The organism is Martinezella lusitana, from assembly GCF_900094565.1.
In the GTDB taxonomy this organism is placed as follows: Bacteria; Pseudomonadota; Alphaproteobacteria; order Rhizobiales; family Rhizobiaceae; genus Rhizobium; species Rhizobium lusitanum.
Window position 1 is genome coordinate 528508 of sequence record NZ_FMAF01000002.1, and the last position, 17695, is coordinate 546202.

Annotated in this window: 14 protein-coding genes and 1 tRNA gene; 6 read left to right on the forward strand and 9 right to left on the reverse strand. The window is 60.9% G+C overall.

The window, feature by feature from the left end; translation table 11 throughout:
* Positions 1-46 precede the first annotated feature (46 nt).
* Together GA0061101_RS05760 and rocF are read right to left on the reverse strand one after the other, a co-directional pair.
* Entirely contained in the window at positions 47-523 is a 477-nt protein-coding gene (locus GA0061101_RS05760; protein WP_034481767.1) for a chemotaxis protein CheW, read from the reverse strand.
* Positions 524-705: 182 nt separating this feature from the next.
* Positions 706-1641, reverse strand: coding sequence for an arginase (gene rocF / locus GA0061101_RS05765; protein WP_037196750.1), 936 nt, complete (start codon positions 1639-1641; stop codon positions 706-708).
* 238 nt (positions 1642-1879) lie between these two features.
* Between rocF and GA0061101_RS05770 the strand changes: the two genes are divergently transcribed.
* Positions 1880-2308, forward strand: a complete 429-nt coding sequence (locus GA0061101_RS05770) for an Lrp/AsnC family transcriptional regulator (protein ID WP_037196925.1) — start codon at positions 1880-1882, stop codon at positions 2306-2308.
* A gap of 3 nt (positions 2309-2311) precedes the next feature.
* Here GA0061101_RS05770 and GA0061101_RS05775 read toward each other — a convergent pair whose 3' ends face one another.
* The 3 genes from GA0061101_RS05775 to GA0061101_RS05785 all read right to left on the reverse strand — a co-directional run bounded on the left by GA0061101_RS05775 (position 2312) and on the right by GA0061101_RS05785 (position 9081).
* Positions 2312-6502 (reverse strand): translocation/assembly module TamB domain-containing protein, encoded by a 4191-nt coding sequence (locus GA0061101_RS05775; protein WP_092573218.1) that lies wholly within the window; start codon positions 6500-6502, stop codon positions 2312-2314.
* 65 nt (positions 6503-6567) lie between these two features.
* Positions 6568-8493 carry an autotransporter assembly complex protein TamA gene (locus GA0061101_RS05780; protein ID WP_092573219.1) on the reverse strand — a complete coding sequence of 642 codons (1926 nt, stop codon included), beginning with the start codon at positions 8491-8493 and terminating at the stop codon, positions 6568-6570.
* A 300-nt stretch (positions 8494-8793) separates the two neighbouring features.
* On the reverse strand, positions 8794-9081 hold the full coding sequence (locus GA0061101_RS05785) for a glycine zipper domain-containing protein (RefSeq protein WP_037196746.1): 288 nt from the start codon (positions 9079-9081) through the stop codon (positions 8794-8796).
* Positions 9082-9377: 296 nt separating this feature from the next.
* Here GA0061101_RS05785 and GA0061101_RS05790 point away from each other — a divergent pair, with 296 nt between their 5' ends.
* The 4 genes from GA0061101_RS05790 to hemA all read left to right on the forward strand — a co-directional run bounded on the left by GA0061101_RS05790 (position 9378) and on the right by hemA (position 14538).
* Positions 9378-9866 (forward strand): (2Fe-2S)-binding protein, encoded by a 489-nt coding sequence (locus tag GA0061101_RS05790; RefSeq protein WP_037196745.1) that lies wholly within the window; start codon positions 9378-9380, stop codon positions 9864-9866.
* Between the two features lie 81 nt (positions 9867-9947).
* Positions 9948-12293: a xanthine dehydrogenase family protein molybdopterin-binding subunit gene (locus GA0061101_RS05795; RefSeq protein WP_047637961.1), complete on the forward strand. Its 2346-nt coding sequence runs from the start codon at positions 9948-9950 to the stop codon at positions 12291-12293.
* A gap of 18 nt (positions 12294-12311) precedes the next feature.
* On the forward strand, positions 12312-13106 hold the full coding sequence (locus GA0061101_RS05800; RefSeq protein ID WP_047553525.1) for an FAD binding domain-containing protein: 795 nt from the start codon (positions 12312-12314) through the stop codon (positions 13104-13106).
* Positions 13107-13326: 220 nt separating this feature from the next.
* Positions 13327-14538 (forward strand): 5-aminolevulinate synthase, encoded by a 1212-nt coding sequence (gene hemA / locus GA0061101_RS05805; RefSeq protein ID WP_092573263.1) that lies wholly within the window; start codon positions 13327-13329, stop codon positions 14536-14538.
* A 37-nt stretch (positions 14539-14575) separates the two neighbouring features.
* Here hemA and dxr read toward each other — a convergent pair whose 3' ends face one another.
* Positions 14576-15769 carry a 1-deoxy-D-xylulose-5-phosphate reductoisomerase gene (dxr, locus tag GA0061101_RS05810; RefSeq protein ID WP_092573220.1) on the reverse strand — a complete coding sequence of 398 codons (1194 nt, stop codon included), beginning with the start codon at positions 15767-15769 and terminating at the stop codon, positions 14576-14578.
* 200 nt (positions 15770-15969) lie between these two features.
* Between dxr and GA0061101_RS05815 the strand changes: the two genes are divergently transcribed.
* Entirely contained in the window at positions 15970-16236 is a 267-nt protein-coding gene (locus GA0061101_RS05815; RefSeq protein ID WP_037196737.1) for a BON domain-containing protein, read from the forward strand.
* Positions 16237-16290: 54 nt separating this feature from the next.
* Here GA0061101_RS05815 and GA0061101_RS05820 read toward each other — a convergent pair whose 3' ends face one another.
* The 3 genes from GA0061101_RS05820 to GA0061101_RS05830 form a co-directional block, all read right to left on the reverse strand.
* A complete protein-coding gene (locus GA0061101_RS05820) occupies positions 16291-16890 on the reverse strand; it encodes a GNAT family N-acetyltransferase (RefSeq protein ID WP_037196735.1) in 600 nt (199 codons plus the stop codon).
* A gap of 111 nt (positions 16891-17001) precedes the next feature.
* Entirely contained in the window at positions 17002-17514 is a 513-nt protein-coding gene (locus tag GA0061101_RS05825; protein WP_037196733.1) for a P-loop NTPase family protein, read from the reverse strand.
* A 73-nt stretch (positions 17515-17587) separates the two neighbouring features.
* Positions 17588-17664 (reverse strand) — tRNA-Arg (locus GA0061101_RS05830).
* Positions 17665-17695 lie beyond the last annotated feature (31 nt).

Genomic DNA, 17695 nt, shown 5'->3' on the forward strand with positions numbered 1-17695 from the left:
GCCACCGAGAAGGTGACGGTTCTCAAAAAGGGACGTTCCGCTAGAACTATGCGGCGAGTTCTTCCGCTTCGCTTTCCTTGAACATCTTGGCGAGGTTCAGGAAGCAGATCATGCCGTTCTCGGTGGCGATGATGCCTTCGCAATAGGCGCGGTCGAAGGATGCCGTGACTTCCGGAACCGGTTGCACCTGGCTCGAGGCGATCGTGAGGATGTCGGAGACGCGATCGACCAGCATGCCGATGACCATGTTGTGGACTTCGGCGACGACGATGGCGCTGCGCTCGTTGGCGACGGTGCTCTGCATGCCGAGCTTGTAGGCAAGATCGATGATCGGGATGACCGAGCCGCGCAGGTTCATGACGCCGATGACATCGGCCGGTGCGTGCGGAATTGGCGTGGACGGCGCCCAGCCGCGGATTTCGCGGATCGTGGTGGTCTTGACGCAGAACTCCTGCTCATGAAGGCGAAAGGCAATGATCTCCAGAGTATCGCCGCTGAAGCTGGTGGAATTGATCGTGGCCATGAACGTTCTTCCCATTTGAAACGTGACGCCAGATTCGGCGTATTAGCGTGACGATAGAGCAAGAACATTGCTTAAACCTAAACCTATACAAGCGGTTTCGACAGTAAGAGGATGAAACGCGCCTGTCCGCCGAAACGGGCATGATCCCGACTATGTTGGTTCGGGATCATGAAAATGCGCGGCTACGCCGCTCTTGTCGGACGATCGAAGATGCGCCGGCCGAAGAGGCTTGCCGCCATTTCCACGAGGACGCGGGCGCTCTTGCCACGGTCGTCGAGAAAAGGATTGAGTTCGACCAGATCGAGCGACGAAACCAGGCTGCTGTCGGAGAGCATTTCCATGATGAGATGGGCCTCGCGATAGGTCGCGCCACCCGGCACGGTCGTTCCGACGCCAGGCGCTATCTCAGGATCAATGAAATCGACGTCGAAGCTGACATGCAACAGGCCGTTGGCGGCGCTGACCGTATCGAGCACCTTGCGTATGATGGCAGCCACGCCCTGTTCGTCGAGCGACCGCATGTCGAAGACGTTGACACCATGCTCGCGGATTTCCTCGCGCTCGTGCGGATCGACGGAGCGGATGCCGACCTGGAAAACCTTCGTCGGATCGACCAGCGGCCTGCCTGCCGGCAGAACGCCTGCTATTTCGGCCTCGCCGCAGAAGAAGGCGACGGGCATGCCGTGAATATTGCCCGATGGCGATGTGGCGGGCGAATTGAAATCGGAATGTGCGTCCAGCCAGAGGACGAAGAGGGGACGACCGACCTCCGCCGCATGGCGCGCCATGCCGGAAACGCTGCCCATGGAGAGGCTGTGGTCGCCGCCGAGGATCAGCGGGAAGCTTCCGGACGATGCGACATCATAGACCTTGGCCTCGAGCGCGCGCGTGAAGGCGCCGACGATCTTCAGGTTATGGGCATGCGGATGCTCCGGCAGGTCGGCGGCGGGAGCGGGACGCAGGTCGCCGCTGTCGGTGACGCGGTGGCCGAGTTCGATCAGCGTCGTTTCGATGCCGGCGATACGGAGCGCCGTCGGGCCCATGCCGGCGCCGCGGCGGCCGGAGCCTTCCTCAAGGGGAACGCCGATCAATGTAATGGGTGTGGATTGCGTATTCATCGGCGTCGCTCCGAGGGGTTAGAGCAATTCCAGGAGAGGCGCGTAGCGGCCTCCGTCCGGAATTACGTGAAGACAATGAGATAAAGTGGTTCAGAGATTCGGTGAAGAGCTGAACCGCTCAAGAGGCTGTCGGGCCGCATTATCGATTGTCTGCGTGACAGCAAAAAGATGGAAAATTGTCGAAAATAGATTAGCTTTCGACAGATTGATCAATGCGATTTACCAGAATGATAAGCATATGGATGACCTTGACCGCGACCTCCTCAGTGCTCTGCGCAACAACGCGCGCATCTCCGTTTCGTCCCTGGCAGCGGCAACCGGCGCTTCGCGCGCCACTGTCGCCGCGCGGATAGAGCGGCTGGTGGAAAACGGCACCATCGCCGCCTTCACCATCCGAACCGGCCACGAAACCCGCGCCGCCGGCGTCAGGGCCATCGTGCTCATCGAGGTGCTCGGCAAGTTGGCGGACAAGGTCGCCGACCAACTTCGCGGCCTGCCGCAGGTGAGGGCGCTGCACAGCACCAACGGCAAATGGGATTTCATAGCCGAACTCGAGGATCGCGACCTCGCTTCCTTCGATGAGACGCTGCGCCGGATACGGCTGATCAATGGCATAAACACAACGGAATCCAATATCTTGCTGAAGACCAGCAAGCTCGGATTCTAGATCCTAATACTCATGCTCGTAGACGATGCCGGCTTCGCCGGCGCCGTCCGAGCCCGCGGCGCCGCGCAGCTTCACACCGCGCCCGACATCGAGATTGATGATCGCCTTGGTTTTGTTGGCGGCGCCCTGCTGCAGCTCGATATAGGTACGCTTGTTCAGATATTTGCCGGCTCCGACCTGCGCCTGGCCGTTCGCATCCGTCGAGATGTCCAGATCGTCGACGCCGAGATGGCTGCGCAGGCCTTCGAACAGCGACGTGGAGCGACCGCCGGCCAGCTGGCTTGCGGCATCGGCGAGCTGGGCGATCTGCATGGCCGATAGTTTCGACATGGACTGGCCGAAGATCAGCTGCGCCAACACCTCGTCCTGCGGCAGGGCAGGCGAGGAGGAGAAGCCGATCTGAGGATCGGTGGCGAGACCCGTGACATCGACGGTGATGGTGGTGGAGCTCACCGACGACGTGGCCTCCATGTTGAGCGCCGGGATCAGGTCTCCCCCGAAAGTGATCTTGCTGGTGTCGGTGAAATCCAGCCGGCGGCTGAGGATGGTCAGGCGCCCGCGCCGCATGGTGAAGCCGCCGGATACGACCGGTTCTGACGCGGTGCCGCGGACTGAGATGTTGCCGCCGAGTTCGGCATCGATGCCGCGGCCGCGCACGAAAATCTGCGATGGCGCTTCCAGCTGCAGGTCGATGCCGAGGGTCGTCGATTTGCTCCTCGGCGCTTCCGGCTTCTGGTCCTTGAACTGGGCATTGACCGCAGCCGAAGCATTCTTGTGCTTGATGTTGATCTCGGACAGCGAGGCGGGCAGCTTTTCTGGAATGGTGATCGACGCCTTGTTGATCCTGAGATTGCCCGTCAGCATCGGGGCTGTCAGCATCGGACCCTTGATGCCGAGCGTGCCGTTGACGGTTGCTGCCACCAGGGTTCCGTCGACATAGGTCGCGTTGTTGAACTTCACCTGAATGTCGGCCGGGAAGCCGCCGTCCGGGGTGATGCCGACCGTACCAGTGCCCGATATGCTGCCGCCGCTGGCGAGATTACCGCTCAGCCGCGAGATGACGGCCTGCTTGCCGTCGAGCGTCACGGTCACGGCGAGGCCGTTGAGGGTCAGGTTTCGGCGGACATCGACGAGCTTGGCCCCGTCGGTGGAAATCGTGCCGGTGACGGCGGGAGCTGCCGTCGTGCCTGCCACCTGCATGTCGATCCTTGCCGTACCGGTCATGACCATGCCTTGGGCGGCAAGCTGGCCGGCAAGGGCATCGAACGGCAGATTGCCGGAAAATTTCAGCGACATTGCCTTGCTGCCGGCGATGGCGATGGTGCCGCCGCCATTGAGTGCCAGGCCATTCTGGCCGGTCAGGTTGGTGTTGATCGTAACGACATTGTCGGCGAATTTACCGTCAGCCTTGATGCCGAGCGGCGCAAGGCCGGCGGATTTCGTCTGGCTGGTTGCCGCGCCCGACCAATTGGTCTGGAAGGCGACGACAGGCGATGTGGCCTTGCCGGTAACCGTCACCGTGCCGGATATGACGCCTTCGGCTGAGAGCGTCGGCGCGAAGACATTGGCGAGGCTCGCCGGCAGGTTGGCGATCTTGGCGTTGATGTTCAGGGCCTGACCGGCTGTGCCGTCGACGGTGACCGAGCCGCCGCCTGTCTGGATCGTCAGCCCGTTCAGCGCGGCCGCACCGTCCTTGACGACGATCTTGGTCGGCGAGGCGAGCTTTACCGGTATCGTCCGCGGCGCACCGGCGAAAGTGTCCAGGCTTATTGTGGTCTGGCCACCGGCGGTTTCGACATTGCCGCTCGCGGTCAGAGGCGCGTTGTCATAGGTCGACTTCAGATCGAAATCCGTGCGGTTGCCTTGCTGGGTGAAGGTCAGCCCGAGATCGGCGATGCGGTTGGAGCCGGAGGCAATAGCGGCGGCACGAATGCTGCCATTGGCGGAGAATGCCTTGAGGTCGTCGACGCTGAGCGCCACGGCCGGTTTGCTGATGACGAGATCGTCGCGGCGGATGCCGTTGCCGTTGGCGTTCACCTTCAGTCCGATCTTGCCGTTGGCGCTCGCTATATCGAGCGAGCCCTTGAGGTCGCCCTCGGCCTTCTGCCCGGCGAGCGCCGCGAGCAGGCCGAGATCGGGCAGATCGAATGTCAGCGCGCCTGATGGTTCGAAACTCGGCGACAGATCCAGCTTGCCCTGCAGTTTGTTCGCGCCGATTTCAGCTGATAGCGAGGGAATGCTGGTGCGGTCGTCCTTGGAAACGGCGTCGGCGTTGATGCGGATCGGCTTCCCGTCGATCGCGCCGCTCGCCTGGATGTTTGCCTGCGGAGCCTTGGGGTCGGCGGTCCCGGTCACGTCGATATCGAGCGTATCGAGAAGCCGTCCGGCCAGCTTGACGTTGACGGCCTTTACCGTCGCATCGATGCCGAGCGCGGTGAGCGGCCCCTTGGCCTTGAGGCCGATGTCGGCCTGACCTTCGGCATTCGGGATGAGCTTGGAAAGATCAAGCAGCTTGCCGGAAAGATCCGACGTCAGCGACTGGTCGTTGAGCGCGACATTGCCGCTGATCTCGGCAACGTTGGATTTCACCGCCAGATTGGAGAGTGTCATCTTGGTCGGCACCGTGCCACCAACCTGGCCCTCCATCGAAATCGTCCCTTCGAACTTGTTCGATACGCTGTCCGGCAGCACGCCGGGCAGGGCGAACAGCTTGAAATTGCCCGTCAGCGCCTTTGTCGACAGCGTATATTTGCCGTTGACGGTGCCGCCGATGCTGGCGCTTTCCAGCGTCGTGTTGTTGAAGCCGATCGTGTCAGGCGAAATCTGCAGCGGTGCGGTCAAGGAGATCGGCGCACGGATCAGCCGATTGAGATCCGGGCTGAGGAAGGCCGTCTGGCCAACGACGAGACGCAGTTGCAGCGGCCCGGACATGGTCGCCAGATTGAAGGCATCGCTTCTGGCGCTGAAGTTCACCTGGCCGATCTGGCCCTGCGGCGCACTGGCGCTGTCGAGCGCGGCCTTGGCATCGATCTTCACCGATTGCGCTGCCCCCGTCAGCGCGATATCGACCCGTGAAATCAGGGCGCGGACCTCGCCATCCTCCATCGGCCAGCGGAAATCCACGGGGCCTGAGGTGCCGATCAAATTGGCATTGAGGCTGTTGTTGCCGGCGGGATCGAGCGTACCGGAGGCGGCGATGACGACACTGCCGGTGGCAAGATTGCCGGTCTGAATGTCGATCTTGCCCTTGCCGTCGAAGGTTGCCGAGAGGTCGATGGTCGTCTGGCCGGTAAAGAGAGGCCGCATGGTTGGCGGCAGCAGCGAATCCACGTCGCCGCCGCCCTTGACGTCGATATGGTGCAGGCCGTCGGCGGAAAGGCTGTGATGACCGTTGATGGCGACCGTCGGCTTGCCGTCGAGTGCCGCCTGCAGCTTGCCGGCCCAGTTGGAAAGCGGGCCTTCGCCTGAGAGGTCGATATTGATGGCCGGACTGCCGGGAAGGTGCAGGAGACCCGCCAGCATGCCGTCGCGCGGTTCGGAGATTTGCGTCTTCAGCTTCAACTGGTTTTCGGTTGGCGCAAAAGCGATGTCGGCGGAGAGCTTGGCATCGGGCACATCATGCCTGCTGGCATTGAGTGTCAGGCCGATGCTGCTGCTATTGGCCTTGACTTTGCCATCGGCAGCCAGAACGAAATCCTGTCCAGTAACCGCCTGTCCGATGCGGAGGTCGGGCAGAGCGATGGCGCCGATATCGATGGCGATCGGCAGGGAAAAGCCGCTGCTGCTATTGCTCGCAGCTTGAGGTTCCTGTGCGGGTGCGGTCGTCGAGACGGGCAAGCGCTGGAAGTCGACCACGTCTGCCGCAACGCGATCGGCATGGAATGTGCCTGTCAGCAGCGATACCGGCGACCAGTCGACGGCGAGATTCTGGACCTTGGCGAAAACGCCCTTCGTGTCTGCGACCGTGATCGAACCGACTTTCAGATTGCCGCTGAGCAGCCCCGAAGGCGCTGCTATGATTATGGTGCGGTCGGGTGTCGAGGCGAGCTTTGCCACCTGGTCGACGGCATAGCCGGTTGCGGAAGGTACCAGGCCGACAACGAGCACAGCCGCGATCACGAGCAAGAGGATCGCCACGACCGCGTAGGCGATCCAGCGTGCCAATTTCCCGAGAATTCGAATCAATATGCTCATGAAAGCGATAGTAACCTCAGTGTTGTAACCGTGTGCTGAAGCGTCCGCGACAACTGTACGTTCGGTCAGAAGGCCTGGCCGATACCGGCATAGATGCCATAGGCTGTGCCGTTGTTATATTTGTTCAACGGAACGGCGACATCGAGCCTGATCGGACCGAAAGGCGTAGCGTAGCGCAGGCCGACGCCCGCGCCAATGCGCAGATCGGAAAAGTCCGGAAAGGTGCTGTCGGTGACGCTGCCCATGTCGACGAAAGGCACGACGCCGATCGTGTCGGTGATCTTCACGCGGGCTTCAAACGAGGCTGTCGCATAGGAGCGTCCGCCGAGCGCATCGCCGTTGGAGTTGTAGGGCGAGATTTCCTGATAGCCGTAGCCGCGCACCGAGCCGCCGCCGCCTGCATAGAAGCGCCGGGTGGCAGGAATATCCTCGATACTGTTCGCACCCAGCAGCGAGCCGACGGCAAGCTTGCCGGCAAACACGACATTGTTGTTGGCGCCGACACCCTGATAGCCGGTGATGGATCCCTCGAAGGAGCTGAACACCGTGCCGCCCATTGTTTCATAGCTCGGCTTTGCCAGGACCGAGGCACGGTAGCCTTCCGTCGGGTCGAGCTTATTGTCGCGCGTGTCGCGAACGTATTCGAGCGGGATCGCCACCGTCAGATAGTTGTGCTTTCCGAAGGCGTCGGTCGTGTCCGACTCGTAGCTTACCTCGCCGCCGGCGGAGACGGTGTCCCGATCGTTCAATTCGTAGGCAAGACCGGCGCTCGCCGTGACGGTGTTCGCATCATAGGCATCCGGATGCAGGCTCTGCATCTTCAGCCCGGTGGTGAAGGTTGCCGAGGGATAGAAGGTCGCGGGCCTGACGTAGGTGATGCCGGCGGTATAGTCGAGCTGGCCGATATCGGTCGTTTCGCCGAGGCGGGAGACGGATCCTTCGATACGCAGCGAATCCGCGCGTCCCGTCAGATTGCGGTGTCCCCAATAGCCCTGCAGGCCGAAGCCATCGATGGTGGAATATTGCGCGCCGACACCGAAATAGCGCTGCTTGCCTTCGGATACCTCGATGGTCGTGGGAATGCTGCCGTCCGGCGCCAGCTTGTCGGCCTCGCGGATGGTGACGCTGGAAAAGACGCCGAGTTTTCTCAGGCGGTCCGAGGCCTTCTTCAGCTCGTCCGGCGAATACGGTTTGCCTTCGTTGATGCGGGCGTAGCGCTTGATGAAATCCGGATCGACGGACTTCTGGCCGGTGACGGCAACATTGCCGAAAGGGGCGACGGGGCCGCTATCGATCCTCATCGACACATCGACCGTATTGGTCGCATGATCGGCGACGACGTCGCGCTTGTTCAACCTGGCAAGCGGATGACCTTCATTCTTGAAGTCGGCGACGATCTTGTCTGCGGCTTTCAGGATGGTCAGCGAGCTTGCGTCTCCACCGCGCACCAGCCCATAACGCGATGCGTCCAGACCGGCGGCATCGCCGAGCAAGCTGATGTTGCCGAGCTTGAAGAGCGGACCGGGATCGACGCTGATGGTGACGGCAACGGGCTTTGAGCGATCGAAGGTCGGCGTCGGCGGCAATGCGTCGAGGCTGGTGCCGTTGATGGTAATGGTGACCACGGCGCCATAGCGGGCTTTTTCATAGAGCGTGGCGACGAGCCGGTCCCGGTCGTCGCGTGCCTTGACGACAACGCCGAGGTCGCCGGAGACGGGCTTGTCCTTGTCGGAAATCAGCATCGAGCTACCGCTCAAGGCTTCCTTCAGATCCCTGTCGAGATTGTCCGCCTTCAGATCGACCGTGTAGCGGACGGGGTCGGAAACCTGATCCGCGGTGTCGTCCTTGCCCCATAGCCTTATGCCGAAAATCTTGAAAGCAAAGGCGTTTTCAACGTAAACGGGCCCGAGCGCAAGCGCTGCCGCAACCGCTGCAACGGTTCCTGCTTGCCGATACGCAATACTCTTCCTCGGTCCAGTTCTTTTATGCATACGCCGCTTTACGGTTACATGAGAACTTACTCAGGTTTACGTTTCCCCCGGGTTAACGCGCGGTCACCATAGAGGCAAAAGCCCCTCAGGTGTACCGTTTTGGAGTCAAAAACCTGGAAAAGATGACCGTCGAGGGGCGAACGCCCGGATTTTCGGTGGGGTTCTTGCATGTTTGGGCGAGCTTCGCGGCGACGCGCAAGAGTTGCCGCCGCCATGTCGAAGCCAAGACATTTCGCCTGGCTGGAATCAGAAAGTCCCGGACTTGTGGTCCGGGACTTCGGTATCTCGATCGAGGATCGATCAGTAGCCGCCGTAGCCACCACGATAGCCGCCGCGCGGGCAATCGTCGATGTAGCGACGACCGTACCTGTCGCGATAGTAGCACTGGCCGGGCTGCTCCTGGACGCTGCCGATGACGGCACCGGAAACACCGCCGATGGCCGCGCCGACGGCAGCGCCGCGGACATTGCCGGTAACCGCGCCGCCGATGATGGCGCCGGATGCGGCACCGATGCCAGCGCCCTGTTCAGTCGGGGTGCAGCTTGCGATGGACAAGCCGATCAATGCGAGCATAAGAACTTTTTTCATTTACTCTCTCCAACGTTAGTTAAGCCGAACACGGCAACGTCGTCCCAATTCTTCAGCTCCACCACGATGGGCTGTCTTTGTCAGTCCTGCAACTATGGAAAATATCGTGCAAAATATGATTGTCCATTGGGCGCGAACAGTTTTTTTGTTGCTGAACGAAGGCGGCTTCTTATTCGGACAATAAAACACTCGGTGCGGCGTAGAAAATCTGCCGCGTTTCTAAAGTAGAGGTTGATTGGACTGCAAAAAAGTCAAATGATGCTCTTTGCCTCTGGAGGAGAGGCTAGGAGGAAAATATGGCAAAAGTGACTTTGACGGTGAACGGCCGTGCGGTCAGCGGCGAGTGCGAGGATCGTACGCTGCTTGTCCATTTCATCAGGGAAAAGCTTGGCCTGACGGGAACCCATGTCGGTTGCGACACGACCCAGTGCGGTGCCTGCGTCATTCATATGGACGGCAAGTCGATCAAGAGCTGTTCGATCCTGGCCGTGCAGGCTTCCGGTTCCAAGATCACAACCATCGAGGGTCTGGCCGCCAATGGCGAGCTGCATCCGGTTCAGGCCGCCTTCAAGGAGCATCATGGCCTGCAATGCGGCTTCTGTACCCCGGGCATGGTGATGACGGCCGTCGACATGATCAACCGTCATGGCGGAGCGCTGGACGAGAAGACGGTGCGCAGCGAGCTTGAAGGCAATATCTGTCGATGCACCGGCTATCACAATATCGTCCAGGCGGTGCTGTCAGCCAATGCCGAAATGCACGCCGCCAATCGGGCGGCCGAATAGAATTTCACCGAGATTGTCTGGCGAAGCGCCTGGACTGCTATCTTGGCGTTTGCCGGCCCCGGAACCCCAATGGAGGATGTGATGGGCGTTGAAGGCATTGGTGCGCGGGTTGCGCGCAAGGAAGACAAGCGATTTCTGATGGGCAAGGGGCGCTACACCGACGATATGGTGACGCCGGGCATGAAATATGCCTATTTCGTCCGCAGCCCATATGCGCATGCGAAGATCAAGGGCATCGACACGGCCGCGGCCCTGGCGATGCCGGGCGTGATCGGTGTGCTCGAAGGTAAGCAGTTGCTGGCCGATGGGATCGGCAACCTCATCTGCGGCTGGATGATACACTCCAAGGACGGTTCGCCGATGAAGATGGGCGCGTGGCGGCCGCTGGCGGTCGATACGGTTCGCTATGTCGGCGATGCCGTTGCAATCGTTGTTGCCGACAGTCTTGGCGAAGCACGCGACGCCGCCGAGGCCGTGGTGGTTGACTATGAGGAGCTGCCGGTAGTCGTCCAAGCCGTGGACGCGCTGAAAGCCGGTGCGCCGCAGATACACCCGGAAGCCGCAGGCAATCTGATCTTCGATTGGGAGCTTGGCGACGCCGCGGCGACCGACAAGGCGATTGCCGAGGCCGCGCATGTCACCGATATCGAGATCTACAACAACCGGCTTTCGCCGAATGCCATGGAACCGCGCGCCACGCTCGGCATCTACGATTCGTCCGAAGATCACTATACCTGCTATACGACGAGCCAGAACCCGCATGTAGCGCGGCTTGTCATGAGCGCCTTCTACAATGTCGCGCCGGAAAACAAGCTGCGCGTCATAGCGCCCGATGTCGGCGGCGGCTTCGGCTCGAAGATCTACATCTATCCCGAAGAGATCGTCTGCCTCTGGGCGTCGAAGAAGACCGGCGTGCCGGTCAAATGGACGGCCGATCGCACCGAAGCGTTCCTCACCGATGCGCATGGCCGCGACCATGTCTCCAAGGTGAAGATGGCCTTCGATGCGCAGCACCGCATCACGGCGTTGAAGGTCGACACGATCGCCAATCTCGGCGCTTACATGTCGCTCTTCTCCTCATGCGTACCGACCTATCTGTATGCGACGCTGCTGTCGGGCCAATATGCCATCCCCGCGATCCATGCCAATGTCCGTGCTGTCTATACCAACACCGTGCCGGTCGACGCCTATCGCGGCGCCGGGCGTCCGGAAGCGACCTATGTGCTCGAGCGCACGGTCGAAACGGCTGCCCGCGAACTTGGGATTTCGCCGGCGGAACTGCGGCGGATCAACTTCATCCGCTCGTTCCCCCATCAGACGCCTGTCATCATGAATTATGATGCCGGCGATTACGAAGCCTCGCTCAATGCCGCGATGCAACAGGCAGGCTGGGACGATTTCCCCGTCCGGAAGGCGGCGGCTGCCCGGCGCGGCATGAAGCGCGGCATCGGCATGAGCTGCTACATCGAGGCATGCGGTCTTGCGCCATCGCAGGCGGTGGGATCGCTCGGCGCCGGTGTCGGCCTGTGGGAATCGGCCGAGGTCCGGGTGAATGCAGTCGGCACCGTGGAAGTGCTCACCGGTTCGCACAGCCACGGCCAGGGGCATGAGACCACCTTTGCGCAGCTCGTCGCCGACCGGTTCGGCGTGCCGATCGACAGTGTCTCCATCGTCCATGGCGATACCGACAAGGTGCAGATGGGCATGGGCACCTATGGCTCCCGCTCCGGCGCGGTCGGCATGTCCGCCGTGGTCAAGGCCCTCGACAAGGTGGAGGCGAAGGCGAAGAAGATCGCCGCGCATCTCATGGAGGCCGACGAAAGCGATATCGTCATCGAGAATGGCGAAGTGAAGGTCGCCGGCACCGACAAGGCGCTTCCGTGGTTTCAGGTGGCGCTCGCCTCCTATACCGCGCACAATCTGCCGGCCGGAATGGAGCCGGGCCTGAAGGAAACCGCCTTCTACGATCCGGCGAATTTCACCTTCCCGGCCGGCTGCTACATCTGCGAGGTCGAGGTCGATCCGGAAACCGGCAAGACCGAGATCATCCAGTTCGTCGCGGCTGACGATTTCGGCAACATCATCAATCCGATGATCGTTGAAGGGCAGGTGCATGGCGGCATCGCGCAGGGCGTCGGCCAGGCGCTGCTGGAGGCCGTGCATTACGACGAGAGCGGCCAGCTCCTGACGGCAAGTTTCATGGATTATACCATGCCGCGTGCAGACGACCTGCCGTCCTTCAAGATCTCGCACCAGAACACGCCATGCCCGAACAATCCACTGGGCATCAAAGGGTGCGGCGAGGCGGGCGCCATCGGTTCGCCGCCGGCGCTGATGAATGCCATCACCGACGCCATAGGTAATAACAAGCTTACCATGCCGGCCACGCCGCTCAAGGTGTGGGAAGCGGCGCAGGCCGTGGCTTGAAGAGAGGAGGAGAAGATCATGTACGCAACGAACTATCACCGCGCCTCCTCGGTCGACGAGGCCGTCAAGCTTCTGTCTGACGCCGACGAGGGCAAATATGTCTCTGGTGGGATGACGCTGATCGCCACCATGAAGCAGCGTCTGGCCTCGCCGAGCGATCTCGTCGATCTCAGGCATATCCCCTCGCTGAAGGGCATTCGTGTCGACGGTCGCAGGGTCACCATCGGGGCGGCGACCACCCATGCCGAGGTTGCTTCTTCGGCTGCGATCCGCTCTGTCTGTCCGGCACTTTGCGAGCTCGCCGGCATGATCGGTGATCCGCATGTCCGCCATATGGGCACGATCGGCGGATCCGTCGCCAACAACGATCCGGCGGCGGATTATCCATCCGCCATGCTGGCGCTCAACGCCACCATCGTCACCGACCGACGGCAGATCGCGGCTGAAGACTTCTTCGAAGGATTGTTCGAGACGGCGTTGAAAGGTGGCGAATTGATCACCGCCGTCACCTTCGAGGCGCCGGAAAAGGCGGGTTACGCCAAATTCCCCAATCCGGCCTCGCGCTACGCCATGACCGGTGTCTTCGTCGCCAGGAGCGAGGCAGGCGTGCGCGTCGCGGTCACGGGTGCCGGCGCGGACGGTGTATTCCGTCAAGCCGACATGGAACGGGAACTTGCGGCGAACTGGTTGCCGGATGCCATCACGAGCGTGACCGTCGATCCCGCGGCTCTGCTGTCCGACCTGCATGCGACGGCGGAATACCGCGCCAATCTGGTCAAGGTCATGGCCAAGCGCGCCGTGGCTGCCGCATAGGTCCGCTATGAAACATGCCGGAGGGGCGGCTTGAACCGCCGCTCCGGCTCCTTCGTTTCGGTCATGGTTTGGATTGTCAATTTGACGTGATCATTTATTCTTGTCTGGAATTGTTCAAAATTATGGGCCAATTGCCGCAGTGGCGCGCGAAAGCGATACGGAGGGGTTGACGTGCAGACCGGCATTTATGAAAAACGGTTGCATGGTTCTGGAGCAGATTATGGATTTCGAAGCATTTTTTAAGGGCGAGCTGGACGGCCTGCACAATGAAGGCCGCTATCGTGTGTTCGCCGATCTGGAACGCCGCCGGGGCAATTTTCCGCGCGCGACGCGCTATACGCCCAATGGCCCGCAGGAAGTGACCGTCTGGTGTTCCAACGACTATCTCGGCATGGGCCAGCATCCCAAGGTCATCGAGGCGATGAAAGAGGCGATTGATCACTGTGGCGCGGGTGCGGGAGGCACCCGGAATATTTCTGGCACCAACCACTACCATGTTCTGCTCGAGCAGGAACTCGCCGATCTGCACGGCAAGGAATCCGCGCTGATCTTCACGTCGGGCTATATTTCCAACTGGGCGACGCTCGGCACGCTCGGCGCGCGCATTCCCGGCCTCATCATCTTCTCCGATGCGCTCAACCATGCATCGATGATCGAAGGCATTCGCTATGCGAAGTGCGACAAGGTCATCTGGAAGCATAACGACCTGCACGATCTCGAGGCGAAGCTGAAGGCTGCCGATCCGAAAGCGCCGAAGCTGATCGCTTTCGAATCCGTCTATTCCATGGATGGCGATATCGCCCCGATCAAGGAGATCTGTGATCTCGCCGACAAGTATGGCGCGATGACCTATCTCGACGAAGTGCATGCCGTCGGCATGTACGGCCCGCGCGGCGGCGGCATTGCCGAGCGCGAAGGCCTGATGGATCGTCTGACCGTCATCGAGGGTACGCTCGGCAAGGCATTCGGCGTCATGGGCGGCTATATCGCCGCATCAACGGCGCTGTGCGATTTCATCCGCTCGTTTGCCTCGGGCTTCATCTTCACCACCTCGCTGCCGCCGGCGCTTGCCGCTGGCGCCGTCGCCTCCATCCAGCACCTGAAGGTCAGCCAGTTCGAACGCATGCGCCATCAGGATCGTGTGCGCAGGCTGCGCGCCCAGCTCGATGCAGCGGGCATTCCGCACATGCCGAACCCGAGCCATGTCGTGCCGGTCCTGGTCGGCGATGCGTCCAAGTGCAAGTGGATTTCCGACCTGCTGCTCGACAGCGGCGTCTATGTCCAGCCGATTAACTACCCCACGGTGCCGAAGAAGACCGAGCGCCTGCGCATCACGCCGACGCCGCTGCATTCGGATGGCGATATCGAGCATCTGGTCGGCGCGCTGCATGCGCTGTGGTCGCGCTGTGCGTTGGCCCGCGCAGTTGCCTGAAGCGGCTGCTTACGTTTAACCTCAGGAAGGCCGCGGCTTACGCGGCCTTTTCTTTTTGCGCGACAAGCAGGGCCGCCCGGCTGCGCGCTTCATCGTCGGCGGCAAAGACGGCATCCATGGTCTCAGCGTTGCCTGTCGCGTTCATCTGATCCATGACGGCCTCGGCAATGTCAGCCATCTCCAGGAAGCCGATGCGGCCATCCACGAAAGCATGGAAGGCGATTTCCTCGGCCGCGTTCATGATCGCGCCCTGCAGGCCGCCGCGCTCGAGAGCGGTGCGGGCAAGACGCAATGCCGGGAAGCGAACCTCGTCCGGCGCCTCGAAATCCAGCCGCGCCAGCTTGGCGAAATCCAGCCGATCGACGCTGAGCTTGGTGCGGGCGGGGTAGGTGAGCGCATAGCCGATCGCCGTGCGCATGTCGGGACAGCCGAGCTGCGCCAGCACCGAACCGTCGCTGTAGCCGACCATGGAATGGATGACGGATTGCGGATGAACGACAACTTCGATCTGGTCGGGGCGCACGTTGAACAGGTGCTTGGCCTCGATCATCTCCAGCGCCTTGTTGAACATCGAGGCGCTGCCGATGGAGATCTTGAAGCCCATCGACCAGTTGGGATGAGCGCGGGCGATCGCCGGCGTAACATTGGCCATCTGCTCGCGCGACCAGGTGCGGAAGGGGCCGCCGGATGCGGTGATGATGATGCGCTCTACCGCGTGCTGCTGATCATCCTCCAGCGCCTGGAAAATGGCGCTGTGCTCGCTGTCGACCGGGATCAGCCGGCCGCCGCCTTCGGCCACGGCGCGCACGAAAAGTTCGCCGGCCGAGACGAGACATTCCTTATTGGCAAGAGCGATATCGGCGCCGCGGCGGGCGGCAGCCAGCGTCGGCGCAAGGCCGGCGGTGCCGACGATCGCCGCCATCACCCAGTCCGATGGCATGGAGGCGGCTTCGATCAGCGCATTTCTGCCGGCACCAACAGCGATGCCGGTGCCAAAAAGCGCGTCCTTCAGCGCCTGATAGCGATCCTCATTCGCGGTGACCGCGAAAGCAGCGCCACAGGCTTTGGCCTGCTCGGCCAGAAGGTCGATATTGTCGTGGCCGGTGATCGCGGCGATGTCGAAAGCTTCGCGTCCGCCCAACTGCGCAATGACATCAAGCGTATTTTGGCCGATGGAGCCGGTCGAACCCAATATCGTCAGGCGGCGCCGCGCCTTGCTGCCGGTGGTCATTCAGGTATCCGCATATTGCCGAAATTCCCTAAGGCTCTACAGGGGATCGCGGGAAGCGGCAAGTGTGATGCCATGCAACCCCCTCCGGCCGCCAATGCGCGTTTAAGGCGAAACCACTGATTTGATGATATTTTCAGCCAATTATTGAACCAAATGCGAAGTGCTGCGTTTTCCGTCCACTCGAATGCGGAGGGTAATGGATGGTTTTCAAAGCGGCGACATTTCACGGCATGGAGCTCGATCTGGAAAATGAGCAGTCCAGACGCTCGGCACTGGAGTCCACAGTTGCCAATGCACTCGCCGTCGCCGGCGGGATCGATGCGTCCGATGTCACGGTGACCGCCGCCGGCCAGGAGATCCGCCTGGACGGCACCGTCGCCACCCAGCAGGAGGTGAAGCGGGCGACTACGGTGGCGGAGTCTATCCCCGGCGTCAGGCTGGTGAGGAACAGGATCGCGGTGGGGTGAGGTGCTGCTTGTGCCCTTGTCCCCCGACGCGGGTTCGCGACGCATCTGATGCTTTTAATTATGCGTAGTCGGTAGGTCGAAGAACAGCTTGGTTATGTCCGGGGAATCCGATGGATCGGTGCCTGTGCGCTGGAGCATGCCTCCCGCTTTCTCGATGACCCGCCTTGAGGCGAGATTATTCTCGTTGCAGATGACGGTTATTCTCGCGAGGCCGGTTTTCGCCGCGATTGGCAACAGGAGCAGCAGCGCTTGAGTGGCATATCCTCTGCCCTGCTTCCAGGGAACTATAGAGTAACCCACATGACCCGGCACATGCAGCGGAAATCGAGTTGTTCCGGGCAGATGGCGAAGTGTAATGTAACCGCAGAAACCCCCGTCCCAGATCCAGAATGGCTGAATGGCGAGATATTGAGGCGCTCGGTTCGATACCGATGTGGCGATGACTTCACTGGATATAAGGCGGCTCAGGAAACCTGCCCTGTCATGCCTGAGCATCTCGAGTTCGGCTTCAGCGTAGACTTTGTCTTGCTGGCGTCTGGGATCAGGTGACCATCCCCGCGCAAGTGCCTCTTCAAAGCCTTGCAGGTTGAGCAAGCTCGGCTCAATCAGGACCACGGTGTTGGTCGGAGCAGTTGGGGCCTGGTGTTCTGCCATTCCTACTCCCCTTCCGACACTTCGATGCCAGCCATATCCAGACGACAGATAACAATCAGAATTCAGGGGCGAAGTTGCAAGAGCGACATGTGGAGACAGCTATCTGGTTGCCTATCTTGGATTGGCGGCAAACTCGGCAAGCTCTTTTGGTGAGCGAATATGGATGATCCGCGCCCGTCCGCGGTGAATTTCGATCGCGGCAAGCAGTTTTGGGCGCATTTCCCGATGCAGCCACCACATCATTTTGAAGAGACGAATGGTAACCGGAAACATGGGGCATCCGTCAGGTCCGTCCGCGCGGCCAAGGAAGAGCGACTTCACCTGGCGCTTGGCGGCCCACCAGTAGTGAACCCATATCGGGTGATCGACGAAGACAATCGTATCGGCCATATTCATGCGACGTTGAACGGACTCCCACGATCCGTAGCCGTCGATCAGCCATCGGTCTTGCGAAAGCCAGGCGTCATGGGACGCTGCAAATTCGGACTGCGATGCCTCGACCCAGTTCGGCTTCCACTGAATCTTGTCGATTGCGAGGTGAGGCAAAGCATGTGATGAGCTCAACGCCTTGCACATCGTCGACTTTCCGCCGCCTGCATTGCCGATCACCATCACTCGCGTCATAGATGAAAGATAACCTGACTGTGGTATTGACGCAAAGGCTGCTGAGGTCGCGTCAGAGAGAAGATAAGTGAAATGGTGATCTCGACGCGATTCGAACGCGTGACCCCCAGATTAGGAATCTGGTGCTCTATCCTGCTGAGCTACGAGACCACTTGAGATGATCCATACAAAAGCAAAGGCC